Source organism: Amycolatopsis sp. PSD-21 (genome assembly GCF_055561455.1).
Window position 1 is genome coordinate 6,637,550 of record NZ_CM145712.1, and the last position, 22,125, is coordinate 6,659,674.

The 22,125-nt window shown below is 69.4% G+C and carries 23 protein-coding genes; 14 read left to right on the top strand and 9 right to left on the bottom strand.

The genetic code is table 11. The annotated features are described in order from the left end of the window. Positions 1-108 precede the first annotated feature (108 nt). Positions 109-1,542, top strand: a complete 1,434-nt coding sequence (locus ACZ1DY_RS31045; protein ID WP_465481770.1) for a hypothetical protein — start codon at positions 109-111, stop codon at positions 1,540-1,542. Here the strand turns inward: ACZ1DY_RS31045 and ACZ1DY_RS31050 are convergent. Then, a complete protein-coding gene (locus ACZ1DY_RS31050; protein ID WP_465481771.1) occupies positions 1,539-2,912 on the bottom strand; it encodes a dihydrolipoyl dehydrogenase family protein in 1,374 nt (457 codons plus the stop codon). The two genes, ACZ1DY_RS31045 and ACZ1DY_RS31050, sit on opposite strands and share 4 nt — an antisense overlap. 154 nt (positions 2,913-3,066) lie before the next feature. Here ACZ1DY_RS31050 and ACZ1DY_RS31055 point away from each other — a divergent pair, with 154 nt between their 5' ends. Beyond that, a complete protein-coding gene (locus tag ACZ1DY_RS31055; protein ID WP_465481772.1) occupies positions 3,067-3,771 on the top strand; it encodes an Lsr2 dimerization domain-containing protein in 705 nt (234 codons plus the stop codon). A 102-nt stretch (positions 3,772-3,873) separates the two neighbouring features. Here ACZ1DY_RS31055 and ACZ1DY_RS31060 read toward each other — a convergent pair whose 3' ends face one another. From ACZ1DY_RS31060 to ACZ1DY_RS31085, 6 genes are all read right to left on the bottom strand, one after another. Beyond that, complete coding sequence (locus ACZ1DY_RS31060) at positions 3,874-4,623, bottom strand: lipoate--protein ligase family protein (RefSeq protein WP_257485277.1); 750 nt, start codon at positions 4,621-4,623, stop codon at positions 3,874-3,876. After that, positions 4,620-6,005: an NAD(P)(+) transhydrogenase (Re/Si-specific) subunit beta gene (locus ACZ1DY_RS31065; RefSeq protein WP_257485276.1), complete on the bottom strand. Its 1,386-nt coding sequence runs from the start codon at positions 6,003-6,005 to the stop codon at positions 4,620-4,622. Before ACZ1DY_RS31065 ends, ACZ1DY_RS31060 begins: the two co-directional genes overlap by 4 nt. Further along, positions 6,002-6,301 (bottom strand): NAD(P) transhydrogenase subunit alpha part 2, encoded by a 300-nt coding sequence (locus ACZ1DY_RS31070; RefSeq protein WP_007032801.1) that lies wholly within the window; start codon positions 6,299-6,301, stop codon positions 6,002-6,004. Before ACZ1DY_RS31070 ends, ACZ1DY_RS31065 begins: the two co-directional genes overlap by 4 nt. Continuing rightward, entirely contained in the window at positions 6,301-7,407 is a 1,107-nt protein-coding gene (locus ACZ1DY_RS31075) for a Re/Si-specific NAD(P)(+) transhydrogenase subunit alpha (protein WP_125673109.1), read from the bottom strand. Before ACZ1DY_RS31075 ends, ACZ1DY_RS31070 begins: the two co-directional genes overlap by 1 nt. Positions 7,408-7,918: 511 nt before the next feature. Then, on the bottom strand, positions 7,919-8,575 hold the full coding sequence (locus ACZ1DY_RS31080; RefSeq protein ID WP_465481773.1) for a hypothetical protein: 657 nt from the start codon (positions 8,573-8,575) through the stop codon (positions 7,919-7,921). Positions 8,576-8,728: 153 nt separating this feature from the next. Continuing rightward, on the bottom strand, positions 8,729-9,385 hold the full coding sequence (locus ACZ1DY_RS31085) for a TetR family transcriptional regulator (protein ID WP_126736022.1): 657 nt from the start codon (positions 9,383-9,385) through the stop codon (positions 8,729-8,731). Positions 9,386-9,474: 89 nt separating this feature from the next. On the opposite strand from ACZ1DY_RS31085, the gene ACZ1DY_RS31090 reads away from it, so the two are divergent. The 5 genes from ACZ1DY_RS31090 to ACZ1DY_RS31110 all read left to right on the top strand — a co-directional run bounded on the left by ACZ1DY_RS31090 (position 9,475) and on the right by ACZ1DY_RS31110 (position 14,007). Beyond that, positions 9,475-10,566, top strand: a complete 1,092-nt coding sequence (locus tag ACZ1DY_RS31090; protein ID WP_465481774.1) for a ferredoxin reductase — start codon at positions 9,475-9,477, stop codon at positions 10,564-10,566. Between the two features lie 13 nt (positions 10,567-10,579). Next, the gene (locus ACZ1DY_RS31095) at positions 10,580-11,695 is read left to right on the top strand and encodes a fatty acid desaturase family protein (RefSeq protein ID WP_034311090.1); all 1,116 of its coding nucleotides are present in this window, start codon (positions 10,580-10,582) and stop codon (positions 11,693-11,695) included. A gap of 10 nt (positions 11,696-11,705) precedes the next feature. Next, a complete protein-coding gene (locus ACZ1DY_RS31100; RefSeq protein WP_126736024.1) occupies positions 11,706-11,906 on the top strand; it encodes a hypothetical protein in 201 nt (66 codons plus the stop codon). A 185-nt stretch (positions 11,907-12,091) separates the two neighbouring features. Further along, complete coding sequence (locus tag ACZ1DY_RS31105) at positions 12,092-13,354, top strand: sensor histidine kinase (protein ID WP_465481775.1); 1,263 nt, start codon at positions 12,092-12,094, stop codon at positions 13,352-13,354. Positions 13,355-13,362: 8 nt separating this feature from the next. Continuing rightward, positions 13,363-14,007: a response regulator transcription factor gene (locus tag ACZ1DY_RS31110; RefSeq protein ID WP_125673115.1), complete on the top strand. Its 645-nt coding sequence runs from the start codon at positions 13,363-13,365 to the stop codon at positions 14,005-14,007. Here ACZ1DY_RS31110 and ACZ1DY_RS31115 read toward each other — a convergent pair. Beyond that, positions 14,004-14,534, bottom strand: coding sequence for a GNAT family N-acetyltransferase (locus tag ACZ1DY_RS31115; protein ID WP_185927297.1), 531 nt, complete (start codon positions 14,532-14,534; stop codon positions 14,004-14,006). The two genes, ACZ1DY_RS31110 and ACZ1DY_RS31115, sit on opposite strands and share 4 nt — an antisense overlap. 31 nt (positions 14,535-14,565) lie before the next feature. Here ACZ1DY_RS31115 and ACZ1DY_RS31120 point away from each other — a divergent pair, with 31 nt between their 5' ends. The 3 genes from ACZ1DY_RS31120 to ACZ1DY_RS31130 are packed head-to-tail and all read left to right on the top strand — an operon-like array spanning position 14,566 to position 16,365. Then, complete coding sequence (locus ACZ1DY_RS31120; protein WP_257485270.1) at positions 14,566-15,129, top strand: helix-turn-helix domain-containing protein; 564 nt, start codon at positions 14,566-14,568, stop codon at positions 15,127-15,129. Between the two features lie 10 nt (positions 15,130-15,139). After that, positions 15,140-15,949, top strand: coding sequence for a DUF3626 domain-containing protein (locus ACZ1DY_RS31125; RefSeq protein WP_465481776.1), 810 nt, complete (start codon positions 15,140-15,142; stop codon positions 15,947-15,949). 5 nt (positions 15,950-15,954) lie between these two features. Continuing rightward, on the top strand, positions 15,955-16,365 hold the full coding sequence (locus ACZ1DY_RS31130; RefSeq protein WP_257485268.1) for a secondary thiamine-phosphate synthase enzyme YjbQ: 411 nt from the start codon (positions 15,955-15,957) through the stop codon (positions 16,363-16,365). On the opposite strand, the gene ACZ1DY_RS31135 is transcribed toward ACZ1DY_RS31130, so the two are convergent. After that, on the bottom strand, positions 16,303-17,301 hold the full coding sequence (locus ACZ1DY_RS31135; protein WP_465481777.1) for a YhgE/Pip domain-containing protein: 999 nt from the start codon (positions 17,299-17,301) through the stop codon (positions 16,303-16,305). The genes ACZ1DY_RS31130 and ACZ1DY_RS31135 overlap by 63 nt on opposite strands. 127 nt (positions 17,302-17,428) lie before the next feature. Between ACZ1DY_RS31135 and ACZ1DY_RS31140 the strand changes: the two genes are divergently transcribed. The 4 genes from ACZ1DY_RS31140 (at position 17,429) to ACZ1DY_RS31155 (ending at position 22,112) form a co-directional block, all read left to right on the top strand. Continuing rightward, positions 17,429-18,115, top strand: a complete 687-nt coding sequence (locus tag ACZ1DY_RS31140; RefSeq protein ID WP_465485733.1) for an HAD hydrolase-like protein — start codon at positions 17,429-17,431, stop codon at positions 18,113-18,115. Positions 18,116-18,124: 9 nt separating this feature from the next. Then, positions 18,125-19,024 (top strand): DUF8017 domain-containing protein, encoded by a 900-nt coding sequence (locus ACZ1DY_RS31145; RefSeq protein ID WP_465481778.1) that lies wholly within the window; start codon positions 18,125-18,127, stop codon positions 19,022-19,024. Continuing rightward, positions 19,021-19,872, top strand: a complete 852-nt coding sequence (locus ACZ1DY_RS31150) for a DUF8017 domain-containing protein (protein WP_465481779.1) — start codon at positions 19,021-19,023, stop codon at positions 19,870-19,872. The genes ACZ1DY_RS31145 and ACZ1DY_RS31150 overlap by 4 nt, the downstream gene beginning before the upstream one ends. Before the next feature lie 71 nt (positions 19,873-19,943). Next, positions 19,944-22,112: a bifunctional lysylphosphatidylglycerol flippase/synthetase MprF gene (locus tag ACZ1DY_RS31155; RefSeq protein ID WP_465481780.1), complete on the top strand. Its 2,169-nt coding sequence runs from the start codon at positions 19,944-19,946 to the stop codon at positions 22,110-22,112. The last annotated feature ends 13 nt before the right edge of the window (positions 22,113-22,125 follow it).

A 22,125-nucleotide genomic window follows, 5' to 3' on the forward strand; every position in this document is an offset into this window, starting at 1 on the left:
CAACTTTTCGGAGCAACATCACCTCGCCTACCTGCGACGTGTCGTCCCGTTGCTCCGGATGGAGGCGCTAGTTTGTGCAGCGAGACCGACGAGATGGGGAGGGGTTCGGTGCGACTCGTTCGCCTCGCTCAGCAGCCGTCCCGGGTGGCCGAGGACGTCCGCGCCGCGCTGGCCTCACTCGGCCGGGGCAGCAACGTCGTCGGCGGGGTCGCCCTGATCGGCGCCAGCCCGGTCGACGGCAGGCCCGTCGAAGCCGTCGTCGTCATGCCCAAGGGCATCCTCATCGTCATCGGCGTCGACCTGCCGGATCCGGCGTTGAAGCTCGAAGCCCCGCTCGGCGGACCGTGGAAGGCCGACGGCTGGCCGCTGGTCCACGGCGACACGTCGATCAACCCGGCCACGGACGCGCTGTCGCTGTCCGCCGCGTGCACCCACAAGATCGCGGACGTCGCCCCCGGCGCCGGGCCGATCGGCACGATCATCGCCGTCGGGCCGTATGTGGAGACGGTCGACCAGCCCGCCGCGGACCTCGCCGGCTCGGTCCGCGTCCTCTACCCGACGGCGACGACGATGCTCGCCGCGACGGTCTCCCTGGCCAGCGCGCCCCGTCCCCGGTCGGTCCAGCAGGCGCGCGAGCTGATCGCCGCGCTCGCCCCGGACGCGCCGCCGATGCCCGAAGAGATGTTGCTCGGCGAAGGGTTCAGCGCCTACTCCGACGACGAGCCGACGGTGATCCGCGAGAACCCGCTCGTCGCGATCGCGCCGACGGTTCCGGTGCAGCATCCGGGGAAGAAACCCACGAAATCGGCGGTGCCGCCCGCTCCGCCCGCCAAGCCGGTGAAGGCCGCTCCGCCCGTTCAGCAGGCTGTCGCCGTGAAGCCCCCGCCGCCGGAGGCCGCCCCCGCCGAGCCCGGACCGAAGACGTCACAGCAGTCCAAGACGGTGAAATGGCTCCCGGTCGCCGCGATCGGCCTGCTCATCGTGCTGCTGATCGCGGCCATCAGCGTCGCTTCCAGCAGTGACGACACGGCGTCCACGCAGGCTCCCCCGCCGCCGGCCCCGTCGACGGCGCCGTCCACCAGTCCGCCGCCGCCGAGCAGCGCGGTGGAGAACATCCAGTTCACGTCGCGGGCGTCCGCCGCGGATCAGAAGTGCGCGTCGCACGCGTACGGCGACGTCCAGTCGAGCCTCCAGCAGACGAGTTGCGCGGGGGTGAAACGCGCGAGTTTCGCCGGCTCCATCGACGGCCGGAACGCCGCGGTGACGATCGCCGTCGTGGACTTCCCGGACGCCGGGCAGGCGACCGCGTTCAAGGCCACCGCCGACACCCCCGGCGGGGGCGGCATCCTCGACCTCGCCACCGAGACCGGCCAGTGGCAGGGCGAAGTCCCGGCGTTCGAAGGCGCCGCCTACCAGAGCAGCCTGGACGGGAAGTCGGTCCGGCTGGTCCAGGTGGTGTGGGTGCCGGGACCGTCCACTCCGGACGATCCCGGCCTCGTCCGCGGCGCGAAGGCCGCGCTCGAACTGCCCGTGAACGGCTAGAGGCCGTACGCCTCCAGAAGACGCAACCACACCTCGCTGATCGTGGGGAACGACGGGACCGCGTGCCACAACCTCGGCAGCGGGACCTCCCCGACGATCGCGATCGTCGCCGCGTGCAGCAGTTCCGCCACGTCCTGCCCGACGAAGGTGGCGCCGACGAGGACACCGCGTTCGGTGTCGACGACGATCCGCGCCTTGCCCGCGTAACCGTCCGCGTGCAGTGACGAACCGGCCACCGCGATGTCGATGTCGACGACGCGGTGCGGCTTGCCCTCCTCCGGACCGGCGAGCCCGACCGAAGCGACCTCCGGGTCGGTGAACACGACCTGCGGGATGGCGTGGTGATCGGCCGTCGCGCTGTGCGCGCTCCATGCGGCGGAGTCGACGGGCTTGCCCGCCGCCTGCGCGGCCACCGCGTCGCCCGCCGCCCTTGCCGCGTATTTGCCCTGATGGGTCAGGGGCGCCCGGCCGGTGACGTCGCCGACGGCGAACAGCCAGCCACCGTCCACAGCGGACACGCGGCCGTTGTCGTCCGTCGTGAGCGGCGCGCCCGCTTCGAGCCCCAGCGTCTCGACGCCGAGCCCGTCGGTCGCCGGGCGGCGGCCGGTGGCGACGAGCAATTCGTCGACGACCAACCGCTCGCCACCTTTCAAGGCCAATTCCTTACCACCGTCCACAGCGGACACGGAATCGAGACCGGAACCGGTGTGCACGGTGACCCCGGCTTCACGGAGACCCGCGACGACGGCGTCTCCCGCGAACTCCGGCAGCCGCGGCAACGGACGTTCACCCGAGATGATCAGGTGGACTTCGGCGCCCAGGGTGGCGAAGGCCTGCGCCATTTCGACTCCGACGACACCGCCGCCCAGTACGCCGAGCCGTCCCGGAACCTTCTCCGCCGAAGTCGCCTCTCGCGAACCCCACGGGGAAACGGTGTCCAGCCCGGGGATCGACGGTGTCCGCGGGACACTGCCCGTGGCGACGATCACCGCGTGCCGTGCGGTCAGCACGTCACCGCCGTCGACCGTGATCTCCCGCTCACCGGTGATCCGTCCATGGCCGCGGATCGGGACGATCCCGACGCCTTCCGCCCACTCGACCTGTCCGGTGTCGTCTCCCTTGCCGGTGAACCAGTCCCGGCGCGCGAACACCTCGGCCGGGTCGACCGCGTCGCCAACCGGGACGCCGGGAACCCGTTTGGCGGCGGCGAGGAGGTTCCCCGGCCGCAGCAGCGCCTTGCTCGGAATGCAGGCCCAGTAAGAACATTCGCCGCCGAAGCGTTCGTGTTCGACGAGCGCGACCCGGAGGCCGCCCCGCGCTGCCCGTTCGGCGGCGACCTCGCCGACCGGGCCGCCTCCGATCACGATCACGTCAAAATCCTGTGCTGACATGCATTCAGCGCACACCACCGCGCAGCTTCGCGCAACCTGCCGCTATCCTCGTGTCGCTGCGTGAGTCATAGCCGCGGGTCAGGTTTCGCCGTGCCGGTTACGCAGTAGAACGATCGAGCGCGGGAGGTTTTTCATGGCCAGGAACACTGCTGTGCATTTGCTGGATGATCTGACCGGCGAGGCGGCGGAAGAAACGGTCGCATTCGGTTTGGACGGAATCGCTTACGACATCGACCTTTCGGCCGACAACGCCACCGCACTCCGGGAAATCCTGCGTGCCTATGTGGAGAACGGCCGCCGGATCGGCGGACGCAAACTGCGGCCGCGGGTCGTGCAGCGGCCCAAGGGCACGCGCGTGACCAAGTCGACGCCGAAGACCGCGGCCACCGCCGCGAAGGCCGAGTCGAAGACGGCCGCGAAGCCGGGCCGCAAGCCCGCCGCGAAGGGTGTCGCCGGCCGCAAGCCCGCCACCACCAAGACGGCCGCCGCCCCCAAGGCGGAGGCCAAGGCTCCGGCCAAGACCACGGCGAAAGCCACTGCGGCCAAGGCGAAGTCGACCCGCGGCACGGCGGCGAAGACCACCGCGGCCAAGGCGCCCGCCGGTCGCGCGAAGGCCGCGGCCGCGGCGAAGACCCCGGCCAAGGCCACGCCGAAGGCCACCGCCAAGACGACCACCGCGAAGGCGGCTCCGAAGACCGCGGCCGCGAAGACGTCCTCCGCCAAGGCCGCTCCGAAGGCCGCGGCCAAGGCTCCGGCGAAGAAGGCCGCCGAGCCGAAGAAGACCGCGCGCGCCGCTCGCAAGGTGCCCGTCGTCACTTTCTCGGCCACGGAGAAATAGTTCCACGAAATACAAAAAGGCCCCCTTCGCGTAATCAGCGAAGGGGGCCGCTTTGTGTCAAGTCTCGTGAGCGGTAAGGACGGTTCTAACCGTCCTTACCACTCACGAGGCCGGACGTTGAGCGCCTTCGGCATGCCATTCCGGGTAGTGGTAGCGCGTGTGCTGAAGCGAGCGATGCTGCTCCAGCTCCTGGGCCGAGGGCTTCCGGGTGGCGAGTTCACCCAGTTGCGCGGCCGCCGCCACGCGGACCGCGGCCGTGACTTCGGCAACACCTTTGCGCAGGCCATGCTCGGCGAGCGACGCGACCGGGCTCCGGTGGGAGTCGAGCGGACGCGGATCCGCGGGTGCCGAAGTGAGGTACCGGCCGACCCGTTCCGCCGCCGTCGAGACGAGCAGCGTCGAATGCGCGAGCAAGCCCGTTCTCGTCCGGAACACGGCGAAACCGCACAGCTTCGCGTCACCGACGAACAGGCCTCGATCACCGAGCCGCGACGGCAGCCCGAGTTCGGCCACCGTCGCGGTCATCAGTTCCCCGAGTGCTTCCAGTGGTCTGACGGACTTCCCCGCCAGACCGAGCCCCGGCAGGACGAGCGTGATGTTGAGATTGCCGGGATCGTGGAACACGGTGCCGCCGCCGCTGGCCCGGCGCAGCACCGGGACGCCGTCGCTCGCGCAGACGTCGGCCTTGACCTCGCGTTCGATCTTCTGCCCCCGCCCCACGACCACACAGTCGGTGTTGCGCCAGATCCACAGGACCGGCGCCTCCGGTGCGGCACGCAGGAGGGCTTCGTCGAACGCGAGGTTGTCGGCCGGGTCGTCGAACGAGGCGACGACTTCCGAGGGACCGGTCACAGTGCTTTGAGTTCCTCCACGATCTCGCCCACCGACGATTTGGCGTCGCCGAAGAGCATGCTGGTCTTCGCATCGTAGAAGAGCTCGTTGTCGATACCGGCGAAACCCGAGCTCATCCCGCGTTTGAGCACGATCACCGACCGGCTGTGGTTCACCTTGAGGATCGGCATCCCGTAGATGGGCGAGCCCGGATCGGTCTCCGCGGCCGGGTTCGTGACGTCGTTCGCGCCGATCACCAGCGCGACGTCGGTCTGGGCGAACTCGGAGTTGATCTCGTCCATCTCCTTGAGCTGCTCGTACGGGACGTCGGCCTCGGCGAGGAGCACGTTCATATGCCCCGGCATCCGGCCCGCCACCGGGTGGATGGCGTACGCGACCGTGATCCCCTTGGCCTCCAGCAGTTTCGCCATCTCGCGGACCACGTGCTGCGCCTGCGCGACGGCCATGCCGTAACCGGGCACGACCACGACCTTGTTGGCGTACGCCATCTGGATCGCGGTGTCGGACGCGGAGGTGCTGCGGACCGGCCGGGCCTCGCCGGATCCGCCGCTCGCGACCGCCGTGCCGCCGCCGAACCCGCCGGCGACGATGGCCGGGATCGACCGGTTCATCGCCTTCGCCATCAGGTTCGTCAGGATCGAACCCGAGGCGCCGACGATCATGCCCGCCACGATCAGCGCGGTGTTGTCGAGCGCGAGGCCCATGGCCGCGGCCGACAATCCGGTGAGCGCGTTGAGCAACGAGATGACGACCGGCATGTCCGCGCCGCCGATCGGCAGCACGACCACGACGCCGAGCACGCCCGCCGCGACCAGCAGGCCGATCATCAGCAGTTCCGCGTCACCACCGCTCGCGATGACCACCGCGAGGACGATCGCGGCGATCAACACCAGCGCGTTCACCGGCTGCTGCAGTTTGCCCAAGGTGATCGGGCGGCCGGAGATGAGTTCCTGCAGTTTCCCGAACGCGATGTTCGAGCCCCAGAAGGACACCGAACCGACGATCGCGGCGAACAACGACGCGATCGCGACATACGCGGGCTCGTGCGCGTAGCCCTCGGTGGTGCGGAACTCGACCCACGCGATGAGCGCGACCGCTCCGCCGCCGACGCCGTTGAACAGCGCCACCATCTGCGGCATGGCGGTCATCTTCACCTTGCGCGCGGACGGGACGCCGACGACGACACCGATCGCGACGCCGAGCGCGATGAGCAGCCAGTTGCTCATGCCCGGCGTCAGGAGCGTCGCGATCACCGCGATGGCCATACCGACCGCGGCGATCCAGTTGCCGCGGACCGCGGTGCGCGGGCCGGTCAGGCCCATGAGGCCGTAGATGAACAGGGCGAAGGAAATGATGTAGAGGACGGCGATGAAGGTCGTCACTTGTCACCACCGTCTTCCGGCTTCTTCGCCTTGAACATCGAGAGCATCCGGTCGGTGACGAGGAAGCCGCCGACCACGTTGATCGTGCCGAAGGCGATCGCGATCACCAGCAGGATCTTGTTCAGTACGCCGTCGACCCCGAGGCCGAGCACGATCAGCCCGCCCAGCAGGACGATGCCGTGGATCGCGTTGGTGCCCGACATGAGCGGGGTGTGCAACGTGTTGGGCACCTTGGAGATGACCGTGAAACCCACGAACCCGGCGAGTACGAGGATCGCCAAACTGCCTACGAGCATCACTCGCCCCCTTCTTCTTTTCCGGCAACGCAGGCCCCGGCGACGATCTCGTCGGAGAAGTCGAGCGCGAGCTTGCCTTCGGAGTCGACGAGCAGTTCGAGCAACTCGGTGACGTTGCGCGCGTAGAGCTCGCTGGAATGCGCGGGCATCTCCGCGGCGAGGTTGAGCGGCGAGCAGATGGTGACGTCGTGCTCGACGACCTCCTCGCCCGGTTTCGTCAGTTCGCAGTTGCCGCCGGACTCCCCGGCGAGGTCGACCACGACACCGCCGGCGGGCATCCCCTTCACCGCGTCGGCGGTGACGAGGACCGGTGCCCGGCGGCCGGGGACGAGGGCGGTGGTGATCACGACGTCGAACCTCGTGATCGCCTCGGTGAGCCTGCGTTGCTGCTCGGCCTTTTCCTCGTCGGTCAGCTCGCGGGCGTACCCGCCTTCACCGACCGCCTCGATGCCGAGGTCGAGGAATTTCGCGCCGAGCGACTTCACCTGCTCGCCGACCTCGGGCCGGACGTCGTACCCGGTGGTCTGCGCGCCGAGCCGTTTCGCCGTCGCCAAGGCCTGCAGCCCGGCGACACCGGCGCCGAGCACGAGCACCTTCGCCGGTGGCACCGTCCCGGCGGCGGTGGTGAGCATCGGGAAGAAGCGGGTGAGCTTCTCCGCGGCCAGCAGGACCGCGCGATAGCCCGCGACGCTGCTCTGCGACGACAACGCGTCCATCGCCTGCGCGCGGGAGATCCGCGGGATCGCCTCGACGGCGAAGGCGCGGACGCCCGCCGATTCGAGCGCCGCTATCCCCTCGGGATCACCCCTCGGATTCAGGAAGCCGATGAGAATGGTGCCCTGTTTGAGCTTCGCGACTTCGGCCGCGCTCGGAGGCGCCACCTTCACCACGATGTCGGCATCCCACGGATCGCCGATCACCGCTCCCGCCTGCTCGAAGGTCTCGTCGGCGAGCAGCGCGCCGGCGCCCGCGCCGGGCTCGACCACCACCCGCAGTCCGCGTCCGGAAACGCGCTCGATGAGTTTCGGTACCAGCGCGATACGGCGTTCGCCTTGTCCGGTTTCCCGGACCACACCGACCGTGAGCTGCTCGTTCTCTGCCGCCACAGGCGACCTCCTCGCTGGAGAGGACCACACGAACCCGCACTTCTTACCACGCCCGGCCGACAACTTTCCTGGCTGAACGTATCCGGTCGGCATCTTTCCGTGACATCGCTCATCACGATCGATCCAGCCATCGATCCAGGTGCGCGACGTCATAAGGGGTTACGGCGAACGAAGGTGCGGCGCCTCACTCGCGTGATCGCCCGGCGTGAGCGGCTTGGGAAGTTCGCCCCGCGCCGTGATCCGCGCGATATCAGCCGGATCTGGGCACTCGATCCTGACGGCGAGGCCTACCTCGAGGTGGGCGGCGTGTGGGAGCAGAAGCCGCCGTGGCGCGGCTATGGGTCCGCCCGTGCCCGCGGCAAGAACATCGGCGACGCAACGGTCACCGACGAGGTCATGCCTGCGCGACATCGCCGACCATCTGGTCATCGGCAACGGCAACGGCAAGCAGAAGGGCCGGCACCCTTCCCCGGCCACCGTTTCGCGCGTGCTGCGCGACACCTGCGGTCGGCTAGACGGCCGCCAGCCAACGCGAGCGGTGTTGCACGTGGATACCGTCGGTGTTACTGAGGATGCCCTCGGCCCAGTGGAACTGGGTGCAGCCGTGGTTCGGCGCCTCTTCACCGGGCGCGGCTCCGGGTGCGCCGAAGGCGATGTCGAAGAACTTGTCGGCGGTGTGCCGGAAGGCTGGTGTGCTACCGGTCAGGAACAGGGTGTCGCCGTGGATGTGCTCGCGCAGCCGGTCCCGGTTCTTCCGGTGGTGCCGGGCCGCGTAGTCGATGCCTGCCGGATCCGGCAGATACGCCGCTGGGACTTCCGCGGTCTGGCGGAGACCGCGGCCGAGGGCGGAGCGCAACCGCGGCCACGACGAGGCTCGCAGCTGCAGACTGTGGTGACTCAGGACCAGGTCGAGCCGCCGGCCGCCTCCGTGTTCGGGGTGGGCGGGGTGCCTGCCATGGCGCAGCGGCAAGTAGATGATGGTGTGCTTGGACCGTGCTGCCAGCAGCCACAACACGCCGATGCGGTACGCGGCCCGGCGATCCACGTGAAGCTCTCGCCAATAGTCGTCTGCCCATAGTCCCGCGTTGGCGGTTCCGTCGATCGGGCAGATCACTCGCCAGTCCCGGCCGCCGGGCCGAGCCCGCCGGACCTGGATCGCCACCTTCATCGAATGGTGTCGACCATGCCAGGCGCCCGAATAAGCGTAGTGCCGCACCGACGAACCTTCCCTAGGTCTTCACAGAACAGGACAGATTCCCAGAACCGTCCACAGAAGACAAGTGGGTTACGCCGCCCGCCTGGTACGACAGCGCTTTCCGCATCACGGAACGCTGCGCCAGTTCGGCACGCCCAGGAAGATCAGCCGCAGCCGCCGTTCGGCCGTGCGCCCGATCTCGTCGTCACGCGAAGGCGCTTCGAGCAGCTCCAGCACCGTCGTGAGCATGGTCGTCACGATCAGGTCGGCCAGCAGATGGAGATCTTCGGTGCTCCATTCGCGGAGATTGTCGAACCGCGCCAGGTCGACGGCGAGTTCGCTGACGAAGAGCTTGAGCTCGAACGCGATCGCCTGCCGGACCGGTCCCGTGCCGCCGTACCGCTCCCTGGTCAGGAAATGGAAGTGGTCCTCGTGCGCCCGAACGTGCTCGCGCAGGATGCGCACGGACGTTTTGATCATGTCGTTGTACGCGGCCGGCTTGGTGCGTGCCGACCGGATCATCGTGCGCAGCGTGCGCATCGACTCCTCGACGAGCGCCACGCCCAGTTCGTCCATCGACGCGAAATGACGGTAGAACGCCGTCGGCACGATCCCGGCCTGCTTCGCCACCTCGCGCAGGCTGAGCCCGGAGAACCCTCGTTCCGCCACCAGGTCCAGGGCGGCGTCCAGCAGCGCCTGCCGTGTGCGCTGCTTGCGCTCCTGCCGGGAAACGGGCTCCGTTGTCACGACGGACAGCGTAATCGCCTCCGCACTATCACCCACGTCACATCACCCTCCTCTCGCGTTGACAAGCGCGACCGTCGCCACTTCACTATTGAGTGTACAAGCGTTCACTGAATTTGGGAGAAGTGATGACGGCACTGGTACCGCGCAGGGCCAGGCGGCTGGCCTCGCTGGCCGAGGCCCTGCTCACGCCCCATGGCATGGACCGCTACCTCGAACTCGTCGATCCGATGCTGGTCCGCCGCGAGATCCGCGGCCTGGTCACCGACGTCCGCCGGCAGACATCCGACACGGTCACGCTGACCATCCGGCCGAGCCGGGCCTGGCGGGGACACGTCGCGGGCCAGTACGTGCGGGTGACCGTCGAGATCGACGGCGTCCGCCGGACCCGCTGCTACTCGCCAGCCGGTTCGGAGCACGACGGATCACTGGAACTGACCATCAAGGCCGACCCGCAGGGGCTCGTCTCGCGGCATCTGCACCGCACGGTCACCATCGGTTCCGTGCTCGGCCTGTCCACTCCGGACGGTGAGTTCACCCTGCCATCGCCGCGGCCCCGGCGGATCCTGCTGCTGAGCGGCGGGAGCGGGATCACGCCCGTCCTGTCGATGCTGCGCACGCTGGCGGACGAGAAGTACGAGGGCGATCTCGCCTTCCTGCACTACTCCAACGGCGCCGAGGACGCGCTCTACCGCGCCGAGCTCGCCGACCTCGCGCGCCGCCTGCCCGGCCTGCGGGTGATACACGCGTTCACTCACGCCAAGACCGGCGGCGACCTGCATGGGTTCTTCTCGAAGGAACACCTCGCCGAGGCCGCGCCGTGGTACCCGGACGCCGAAACCTTCCTCTGCGGTCCGAAGCCGCTGATGGATTCGGTCCGCGAAGTCTTCGAGGCCGACGGCCTGGGTGCACATCTGCACACCGAGGAGTTCACGCCGCCGGCGCTCACCTTCGACACCGAGAACGCCGAAGGGCAGGTGCGGTTCGCGCGCAGCGGCCGCGAGTTCGCCAACTCCGGGAAACCGTTGCTGGAGCAGGCCGAAGACGCGGGCCTCAGCCCGGAACACGGCTGCCGGATGGGCATCTGCTTCTCCTGCACGCAGATCAAGACCTCCGGCTGTGTGCGCAACGCCAAGACCGGCGAGACCTCGAGCGAAGAGAACGAAGAGATCCAGCTCTGCATCTCCGTCCCGGTCGGGGACGTCGAGATCAACGCTTAGAAAGGAATCCGGGATGACCGGCTTGCAGGACAAGCTCACCCCCGCCCAGGTCGAGGAGTTCGGCCGCGAACTGGACGAGATCCGGCAGCGGATCGTCGCCGATCTCGGCCAGGCCGACGTCGACTACATCCACAACGTCATCAAGACCCAGCGCGCGCTCGAGGTCGCCGGCCGCGGGCTGCTGTTCGCCGGGTTCTTCCCGCCGGCGTGGGTCGCCGGGGTGACCGCGCTCTCGGTGGCGAAGATCCTCGACAACATGGAGATCGGCCACAACGTCATGCACGGCCAGTACGACTGGACGCGCGACCCGGCGCTGAGCTCGCAGAAGTTCGAATGGGACACCGTGGCGCCGTCGGAGAACTGGCGTCACTCCCACAACTACATCCACCACACGTACACGAACATCCTCGACAAGGACCGCGACATCGGTTACGGCGTCCTGCGGATGGACACCGCGCAGAAATGGCACCCGTACTACCTGGGCAACCCGGTGTACGCGACGCTGCTCGCGCTGTTCTTCCAGTGGGGCGTCATGCTGCACGACCTCGAGTTCGACCGCGTCGTCAAGGGCGAGCGCAAGTGGTCGGACAACAAGGAGGTCGGCCTGAAGATGCTCAAGAAGGCGGGCCGCCAGGTCGGCAAGGACTACGTGCTCTTCCCGCTGCTGACCGGTCCGCTCGCGCCGCTGACCTTCCTCGGCAACGCCACCGCGAACCTGACCCGAAACCTGTGGGCGTTCTCGATCATCTTCTGCGGGCACTTCCCCGCCGACGTCGAGAGCTTCACCGAGGAGGAGACCGAGAACGAGTCGCGGGGCCAGTGGTACCTGCGGCAGATCCTCGGGTCGGCGAACATCACCGGCGGCAAGCTCTTCCACATCATGACCGGGAACCTCTCGCACCAGATCGAGCACCACCTGTTCCCGGACATCCCGGCGCGCCGCTACCCGGAGATCGCGGGCGAGGTGCGGGCGATCTGCGAGAAGTACGGCCTGCCGTACAACACCGGCCCGCTGCACAAGCAGCTGTTCTCGGTGGCCAAGAAGATCGTGAAACTGGCCCTTCCGTGGAACGGCGAGCCCCGCACACCGGCTACCGTGGAGAGCGACAAGACCCTCCGAGCGGCTTAAGGTGTCTGACATGGTCGGTCAGTTCGAAAGCACCAAGGACGTGGTCCAAGAGGTCACCGAGTCCGCGGCCACCCATATCGGCAACATCGCGACGATCATCACCGGCGCGATCCGGGACATCGCCCGCGAGACCGGCGACTGGCTGACGGACGTCATCGAGATGCGCGAGGCGTCCCAGCGGGCGCAGGCGGACGAGAACCGCGAGGACTAGCGGCAGGACTTGCGAAACACGGCCTGGTCAGGTCGCGAAAGCCACTTTCGGGACATCCGACGGCGCGAAAGTGGCTTTCGCGACATGCCGCAGGCCGTCCTTGTGAAAGTCCGGAAACGCGCTCAAGACGAAGATTACGGAAAACCGGATGGGCACGGGGCGGGTGGCCACGGCAGGCTGAAGCCGTGCTCACCCGCCTCGTCCTTCCTCGCCGCGTCCTCAGCGCCCAGCTGAGCCGCGCGTACTGGGCCGAGCTGGCGTGGGTGATCGCCGGCGCGCCGCTGACCCTGGTGTTCGTGGTGCTCGTCGTCGTCGGGTTGTTCCTCGGCGCCGGCCTGAGCCTGCTCACCATCGGGCTGCCCGTCCTCATCGGCGTCCTGGCGGGCGCGCGGCTGATCGGCATCGCCCACGTCGGCCTGGCGCGCGTCCTGCTCGGGACGAAGGTGACCCCGCCCGCCCGGCCGGAACTGCGGCCGGGGCTCTGGAACGGCGTCAAAGGACGGCTCGGGGACCCGCTCGGCTGGCGGTCGATCGCCTACCTGCTGATCCGGCTGCCGCTGTCCTTGATCGGGTTCTTCCTGGTCGCGGCCATGTTCGTGTACGCAGGGAGCACGCTGAGCTATCCGCTGTTCTGGTTCACCCTGAACGGCGAAGCCATGCCCACGTTCGACCTCCGCGTCGACACCTGGCCCCTCACCCTGCCGCTCGCCGCCACCGGGCTGGCCGTCCTGCTGGCGATGCCGTGGGTGGTCCACGGGCTCACCGAATTCGACCGCCTGCTGGTGCGCGCCGTCCTCGGCGCCGAGGACCTCTCCCAACGCGTGCGCGAGCTCGAACGCAGCCGCGCGACCGCGGTCGACGACGCGGCGCGGCGGCTGCGCCGGATCGAACGCGACCTGCACGACGGCGCGCAGGCCCAGCTGGTCGCGCTGGCGATGAAGCTCGGCATCGCGAAGGACGAGCTCGCCGGCGATGGTGACATCGAGCAGGTCACCGCCCTGGTCACCGCCGCACACGCCAACGCGAAACAGGCTCTGGTCGAATTGCGCGACCTCGCCCGCGGCATCCATCCCGCCGCGCTCGACGCGGGCCTCGACGTCGCACTGTCCACTTTGGCCGCGGGCTCGGGGATCGACGCGCGGATCACCGTGGACCTGCCGGAGCGGCCGTCGCCGTCGATCGAGACCATCGCCTACTTCACCGTCGCCGAGCTGCTGACGAATGCCGCCAAGCACACTTCCGCCGCGATCGAGGTCGACGTGGGTATCGTCGGCGAAGACCTGCGGCTCGTCGTGCGCGACGGCGGCGAAGGCGGGGCCCGGCCGGTACGCGGCGGCGGGCTCGCCGGGATCGCCGAGCGGCTCGCGACGGTGGACGGCGGGCTCGACATCGACAGCCCTCCGGGTGGGCCTACGGTGATCAGCGCGGGAATACCGATACGGAAATAGGGGGCGGCGTGCGCGTCGTGATCGCGGAGGATTCGGCAATCCTCCGGGCGGGGCTCGTCGAACTGCTGAACCTCCGGGGGCACGAGGTCGTCGCGGCCGTCGCCGACGGGGACAGCCTGTGCGCGGCGGTGCGCGAACACCGCCCCGATGTGTCCATTGTGGATATCCGGATGCCGCCGACGCACACCGACGAGGGGCTGCGCGCGTCCATCGCGCTGCGCGCGGAGCTTCCGGGGTGCGCGATCCTGCTGTTCTCGCAGTACGTCGAGACGCAGTACGCGACGGAGCTCCTCGCCGACCGCGCGGGCGGTGTCGGCTATCTGCTGAAGGACCGCGTCGCGGAGGTGTCGGATTTCCTCGACGCGCTCCGGCGGGTGGCCGACGGCGAGACCGTGCTCGACCCGGAGGTGGTCAGCCAGCTGTTCACCGCCACCCGGAAGACGGACGCGCTCGCCGGGCTGACGCCGCGGGAGCGGGAAGTGCTGGGTTTGATGGCCGAAGGTCGGTCGAACTCGGCCATCGCGGCGGCGCTGTTCCTTTCGGCGGGCTCGGTGGAGAAGTACGTGTCGAGCATCTTCGGGAAGCTGGCGCTGCCGCAGTCCGAAGGGGACAACCGGCGGGTACTCGCCGTGCTGCGGTACCTGGAGTCCTAGGACGGCTCCACCGGCACGCCGTCCACCTCGGGCAGGCACAGCTGCACCCACGCGACATCCCGCCAGGCCCCGTGCTTGTAGCCGATCCGCCGGTACGTCCCCACCGGCTCGAATCCCAGCGCGCGGTGCAGCCCGGCGCTCGCGTCGTTCGGCAGCACCATGCCCGCGCAGAAATTCCGGAAGCCGCGCGACGCCAGCTTGTCCAGCAGCGCCTGATAGAGCGCCCGCCCGCCACCGGTCCTCCGGCGGCCGAGCTCCAGATAGATGCTGACTTCACAGGACCACCGATAGGACGGCCGGCCGCTGAAGGGGCCTCCGTAGGCATAGCCGGCGACGCGGCCTTCGTCGTCTTCGAGCACGAGCCACGCGTGTGATCGCTGCGCCTTGGCGATGCGCTCGGCCATCTCGTCCGGCTTGGGCGGCTCGGTTTCGAACGAGATCACCGTGTCGGTGACATACGGCGCGTAGATCTCCGCGCACGCCGTCGCGTCGGCTTCCGTCGCTTCCCTGATCACCATGGCGACCATAGTAACCGAGGCTGCCACTATAGTAAGCAGCATGTCCGATCCCCTGTCCGCGTCGCTCGCCGCGACGCTCCAGTCCGCGAGACTCGACCAGAACCTTTCGGCCAACGCCCTCGCCGAGTCCTCGGGCGTGTCCAGGGCGATGATCGGCAAGATCGAAAGGGGCGAGGCGCAGCCGACGGCGGTCCTGCTCAGCAGGCTTTCCGCCGCGCTCGGGATGACGCTGTCCGAGCTGATCGCCCGCGCCGAACACGGCGACCGGCGCCTCGTGCGCGCCGCCGATCAGCCGACCTGGACCGACCCCGACACCGGCTACGTGCGCCGCGCGGTCTCACCTTCGCTCGGCGGCCCGCTGGAGCTGGTCGAGGTCGTGCTGCCCGCGGGCGCCGAGGTCGCCTTCCCCGCGCACACCTACGCGCTGACCCATCACCAGATCTGGGTGCTCGACGGGCACCTGCGCTTCCGCGAGGGCGACGTCGAGCACGAACTCGACGCCGGTGACTGCCTGCAGCTCGGCACCCCCAAGCCGTGCGCCTACGTCAACCCGACCGGCGAACCGGTCCGATATCTGGTCGCGCTCGCCCGGCGGCACGCCTGATACTCGGGTGATGAACCACCGCGCCCTCGCCCACGTCGCGGCGAAAGCACGCGGCGGGCACGAGGCCGGGCTGCCGGTGACGCTGCATTTCCATCCGGACAGGTCCACAGTGGACGGCCGCCCGCTGCTGGCGGCGATGGCCGAGGACGGGTTCTACCGCAACCAGTTCGAAACCGGGACGAGCAACGGAGGGCTCACCGCGCGTCCCGGCGGAGACCGCTGGCACTGGGAAAGCCGGATGTTCGGCGGCGCCTACAACGACGCGCCCGCCGCCGAACGGCCCAAGTACGGCGCCTTGAACTTCCGCCGCCGCGCGGTCGGCGGCGCGCCGAGATTCGGCTCCGCCCATTTCCGGATGGCCGCGCACACCCTCGGCAGGACGACGTTCTGCTATCCGGACAGCGTGCTGAACCCGGTGGATTTCGGCTGCGGTACCAGGGTTTCCGCCCTGATCGAGCTGGCGGCCCGCGACGACACCGACCTTCTCGACGACTACATCGAGGCACACGTCCACGGGCCGATCGACCTCACGAAGGACGTCGAAGCCCTCGTACTCGACCCGAGCCACCGCGGCACCGACGTCGAGAAGGCCGCGTCGAGACTCGGCTGCCCGGTCGAATGGCATCCCGGTTTCCGCCTGTCCGCCGAAGAACTCGCCCGCCATCCGGCGTACCGCGGTCCCGAATTCGTCGAACTCGGCCTGGCGCTGGCCGAAGACGGCTACCTCGACCCGCGCGTCCTCGGCGAAGCCCGCGACGTCGACCAGCAGGCCCTCAAACGCGTCTGGCACTACGTCGCCCGCTTCGGAGCACTACCGTGAAGAGCATGTACTCCACGGAGATCGAGGTGCGCACCGGCAGCGTGGCCGTGGTGCACGACCTGACCAAGGACGCCGAAGCCTTCCTGCGGGACGCGGACGCCGAAGACGGGATCCTGCACGTCTTCGTCCCGCACGCGACCTCCGGGCTGGCGATCCTCGAAACCGGCGCCGGCAGCGACGAAGACCTGCTCACGGCGCTCGACGAACTGCTCCCCCGCGACGGCCGCTGGCGGCACCAGCACGGCAGTCCCGGTCACGGCCGTGACCACGTCCTGCCCGCGCTGCTGCCGCCGTTCGCGACGATCCCGGTGCTCGGCGGGGTGCTGACGCTGGGCACCTGGCAGTCGGTCTGCCTAGTGGACACCAACCTGGACAACCCGGTCCGGCGCGTCCGCTTCAGCCTTCTGGAGGGCTGACCGGCCCGGCCACAGCGCGAGGACCAGCCCCGCCGCGAGCAGTCCGCCGAGCACCCACACCCCGGTCGCGACGTCCGGCGCGCCGGGCACGCCCTGCAACAGGCTCCGGAGCCCTTCGGCCGAGAACCGGAACGGCGTCCAGGACCACAGCACCGCACGGTAGGCGGGGTTCAGCAGCTCCGGCACCTGACCCGCGACGGCGGGCGCGACCAGGTACAGCGGGCCGAGGATCGCCATCGCCCGTACGCCGAGCAGCCGCAGCAGCCCGGTCTGCAGGGCGGCGAACCCGGTCGAGGTCAGGAAGAGGAAGCCGAGGACGTCCCAGCCGAGCGGCAGCGACGAGTCCCACAGCTTCAGGAATCCGGCCAGCGCACCGGTGACCAGCACACCCGCCGAGACGATCTGCGTGAAGCGCGCGGCGGCTCCCGCGTCCCGGCCGATCCGCCGTCCGGCCAGGATCAGTACTGCGCCCGCGGCCAGGCAGCCGACCCACGCCAGCGCGCTCAGCGCGAGCGGCGCGACCCGGCCCGCCGCGCTCGCGGGGTGCAGCGTCTCGACCTTGGGCGTCCCGCCGATGGCTTGCGCGGCGCCGGTCAGGACCTGTTGCGCGAGCTGCGTTCCGGACGGATTCACCGCCCCGGAGACCACGACCGTCGACGGCAGTTCGAGGACGCCGTAGACCTCCTTGTCCTCCAGCAGTTCCCGGCCTTCCGCCGGGGAGGTCACCCGCCACGAGACCTGGCCTCCGCCATGGGACGCGATCCCGTTCGCGGCCGCCTGGAGCGGTCCAGGGGGCGCGGCCACCGCGACAGGCAGCCCGTCGGGCGCGACGGTGGCCTGCGCGCCGAAGGTGAGAAAGCCGAGCACGACGGCGACCAGCGCACCGGCCACCGCGGCGAGTAAGGCGAAGGCCCCGGCGGGGCGACGGTTCGACATGACCGTCCTCCATTTATTCGTCATCTGTTGAATTAGCTGCCAAGGTAAGCCTCGCGGCCACGGAAGTCAACAGACGTTGAATTAGCTCACCGGTACCGTCGGCCGCGTGACTACTCCGCATCGGCTCGTGCTGTGGGACATCGACCAGACCCTCGTGGACCTGCGCGGCGTCGGCGCCGCCTGGTACACGACCGCGCTCGCCGAGGTCGCCGGCGTGGAACTGCGGGCGTTGCCGAATTTCGGCGGCCGCACCGAACGCGCCATCAGCGCCGACATCCTGACCTCGCACGGCGTCGAGCCCACCGAGGAGAACGTGCGCAAGCTCTGGCTCGCGCTGATCGCGGTCTCCGAGAGCCACGCCCCGACGCTGGCTTCGAGCGGCCGGGCGCTCCCGGGCGCGAAGGACGCGCTGAACGCCTTCGCGACGCAGGGCGGCATCGTCCAGACCCTGGTCACCGGGAATCTGCCGGAGATCTCCGTGCACAAGCTGACCGCGTTCGACCTGCACGAGCACGTGGACTTCGAGATCGGCGGCTACGGCTCACTCTCGGCGCACCGCCCCGATCTGGTGCCCGCCGCCGTCGGCCACGCTTCGGCGAAACACGGCACCGAGTTCGCGCCGGCGTCGGTCGTCGTCATCGGCGACACCCCGGACGACGTACGAGCCGCTCTCGACAACGGCGCCGTCGCGGTGGCCGTGGCGACCGGGCAGTTCAGCGCGGAGGAACTGGCCGACGCGGGCGCGCACACCGTGCTCGCGGACCTGTCCGACCTGGCAGCGGTGCGTGCGGCCGTGCTCGGGGACGTTAACTAAGCTCGCTTCATGGCATACCCAGGCGGTGGCAACGGCTGGCCGGAGCAGCAACCACAACAGCCCTACCAGCAGCAGGGCTACCCGCAGCAGTACCCCCAGCAGCAGTACCAGGGTTACCAGCAGTTCCCGCAGCAGACGTACCAGGGTTTCGCGCCGGAGCCGCCGAAGAAGGGCAACAAAGGGCTGTGGATCGGCCTCGGCGCGTTCCTCCTGGTGATCGCCGTCGGCGCCACGCTGTTCTTCGTCCTGCGTGACGGCGAAGAGCCGCAGCCCCAGGCCGGGCCGCCTTCCTCCGCGCCGGTGCCGCCGTCGTCTTCGGCGTCGAAGCCGCCGTCCTCGAGCAGTGATGCCCCGAAGGACAACAAAGTCCCCTCGACGACGCCCGGCTGGCAGGGGATCCTGTCGGTGAAGGACAAAACCGCCTACGACCTGCCCCCGTCGGGCTGGGAGACCAAGCCGGGCTATGTCACCGGGAACACCGAGCGGGACATGAAGATGGTGATCCACGAAGCGATGAGGTACAAGCTCGGCGCTTGCCCCGACGTCAGCGGTTCGCACCGCGGACTGGTCGGCTTCGCCACCGCGGACCAGATCCCCGTCGAGAACGCCGCCCGGGGCGCTGTCCGGCTCTGGATCCAGTCCGCCACCGGCAAGGCCGACGTGCCGCTGCCCGAGCTCAAGCAGATCACCATCGCCGGCGGCACGATCCAGGCGCTCAGTTCCACCGCCTCGTTCACCCCGAGCGAAGGCGAAGGTTGCCGGGCTCCGAGTGTGAAGGTCACTTCGGCGGCCTTCAAGAACGGTGAGCAGACCATCTGCTTCGTGATGGTCCTCGACCAGGGCACCCCGGACGCCCTGCCCGAAGCGGACGCGCAAATGATCCTCGCGAGTTTGAGGCCGCAGCAATGACCGGCCCCGGTGGGAGGAACGACGAACCTCGGCAGTGGTTCGTCGATCCCCTCACCGGGCAGCCGCTCGAAACCGAGGCCGAACGGACGGGACCGCTTCCGGTCGTCCGGGACGCCGTCCCGCCCCGCCGTCGCCTGCGCCTGAGGCCGACGCTGGGCGTCCTCGGGCTGGCCGTCGTCCTCGCCGTCGGCGCGACGGCCACCTACCAGGCGAAGACCGCGCCTCCACCGCTGTCCGCCCACGACCTCGTCCTGCCCGACCCGGTGCCCGCCACGCGGATCCAGCCGGTGATCGCGGGCTGGCAACCGGTGGTGTCCGGCGATCACCCGTTCGTCTACGACGTCCCGCCCGATTGGACGCTCGAAGAGCCCGACGTCGCCATCGGCTACGAGACCCCGGCCGGTGACCTCGTCACCCTGCAGGGGGTCGCGCGGTTCCGCCGGGCGTTCTGCCCCAGCACCGATCTCTCGGCACGCGCGACGGCGGGATTCACCACGATCGACGAAGGCGAAGTCGGCAGCCTCGCCCAGGCCGCCGAGGAAACGACGCTGCGCTGGGCCGAAGCGGCGTACGGACGCTCCGCGACGGCGGAGATCGGCGAACCCGGGCCGGTGCCCGTCCTGGACGGCGGGACGACCGCCACCGCCGTGACCACCTCCGTCGTCCCCGCCCCGGACGGGCCGTGCCCCGCCCCGTCGGTCGCGATCACCGCGATCGCCCTCCCGTTGCGCGCGCTGCCCGGATCCGGCCGCTACCACGTCCTCCTCGTACTGGCGGACCAGGAGATCCCCGGTGCGATAGCCGGCGGTGTCGTCCTCAAGATGGGTGAGAGCATCCGTCGCGAGTAGCACTCCCCTAAGGGATAAATGGGTCCCGTGCCGGATGTGTCCGAGCACCTCCCGGACCTAATTTGAGTTCCATGCCAAAAGGGGGAAGCGGGACGGCCGCGCCGGGCCGGACACGCAAGATCATCACGGTGCTGAGGCACCGGCTGCCGTTCACCAGCCTCGTCACGCTGACCATGCTCGCGCTCGCCTTGGCCACGGGCGCGCTCTGGTCGGCCGCCGAGGACCGCGCGGTGTACCCGTACATCGCGTATGGGCTGCCGTCGCTCGAATCAGGCCGGTGGTGGACCTTGTTCACCGGACCGCTGTTCGCGGTCGTCCCGCTGTACTACCTGCCGATGGTGCTCAGCTTCGCGTTGTTCGCCGGGTTCGCGGAATGGCGGCTCGGCACCCGGCGGGCGATGGCCGTCGCCATCGGCGGCCAGTTCGTCAGTGTCCTGGTGGCGGTCCAGTTCCTGGCGCTGAGCCGCAACTCCGGCTGGGAATGGGCGGAACGGGTCGCCACCAGTCTCGACGTCGGGTTCTCCGGCGGCGCGCTCGCCGCGGTCGCGGTCGCCAGCGCCACCCTGCGCCCGCCGTGGCGCCTGCGGTTGCGCGCCGGGCTGTGCGTCTACGCCGGGGTCGCGATCATCTTCGTCGGCACGCTGGCCGACCTCGTGCACTTCTTCGCCCTCGTCCTCGCCCTGCCGTTCGGCCGGAAGTTCCTCGGTGCCAAGGATTCCTCGCGCGAACGGCGGCCCAGCCTGCGCGAGTGGCGGTTCTACGTCATGGCGGGCCTGCTGGTGCTGACGGTCGCCGAACTGGTGATGTCCTTCGTACCGGGCAACGGTCCCTTCGGTTCGTCCGAAGAGCTTTCGCTGTCCACCTGGGAAGTCGTCGTCCTGTGCCTGATCGTGGTGCCGATCCTGAACGGCCTGCGCAAGGGCAGCCAGGTCGCCTGGTGGTGCGCGATGATCCTGACCTCGTTCGTCATCCTGCAGGTGATGGTCTACGGCGGGGTGCTCACGCTGGCGGAGATCTTCGGCGAGGACGCCGGCGTGGTGGATCCGCCGCTGTTCTTCGTGGACAACCTGCTCTGGACGGTCGAATTCGCCCTGCTGGTCTCCTCCCGCGGCGCCTTCCGCGTGCCGTCGCGGCGGAAATGCCGCCGCCTCGGCCGGATGGGCAACCCCGCGCTGGCCCGCACGCTGCTCAGCCGCCACGGCGGGAGCACACTTTCGTGGATGACGACCTGGCCGCAGAACTCGTACTTCGTGGCCGCGGACGGCAAGTCCTACCTCGCCTACCGCCGGCACGCGGGGGTCGCCATCGCCCTCGGCGACCCGATCGCCCCGGACGGCGCCGCCGACCGGACGATCGCCGAGTTCATCACGATGTGCGAGAACACCGGTCTCGTGCCGTGCCTGTTCTCCGCCACCGGCGACACCACCGCCAAGACCGAAGAGCTGGGCTGGAAGCAGGTCCAAGTCGCCGAGGACACCCTGATCGAACTGGAGACGCTGGAGTTCCGCGGCAAGCGCTGGCAGGACGTGCGGACCGCGCTCAACCGGGCCAAGAAGGACGGCATCGAGTTCCGGCTCGTGCGGCTCGCCGATCAGCCGCGCGCGGTGATCTCGCAGGTCCGCGCGATCTCCGAGGAGTGGATCAGCGACAAGGGCATGCCGGAAATGGGCTTCACCCTCGGCGGCGTCGACGAGGCGATGGATCCCGAGACCCGGGTGGGTCTCGCGGTGGACGCCGACGGCGTGGTCCACGGCGTGACGTCGTGGCTGCCGGTGTACACCGGCGCGGGCGCGATCGGCGGCTGGACCCTCGACGTCATGCGCAAACGCGCCGACGGGTTCCGCCCGTCGATGGAGTTCCTGATCGCGTCTTCGTGCCTGGCCTTCCGCGAGGAAGGGGCGAAGTTCGTCTCGCTGTCCGGTGCGCCGCTGGCGAGCTCCGGCGAACCCGCGCACGCCGTCGAGCGGGTGCTCGACGCGCTCGGCACGATGATGGAACCGTTCTACGGCTTCCGTTCGCTGCACGCGTTCAAGGCGAAGTTCCAGCCGCGCCACGTGCCGCTGTACCTCGCGTTCCGCGACGAGGCGGACCTGCCGCGGATCGGGATCGCGCTCGGCCGGGCGTATCTGCCGAACACCGGGCTGCTGCGGCTGGCGAAGCTCGCGCGGTCGGGCAAGAAGCCTCAGCGCACGCTCGTGAACCCGCAGCCGCGAAGTACTTCTTCGCTGGCTTCACGGTAGAAGAGGCCATGCC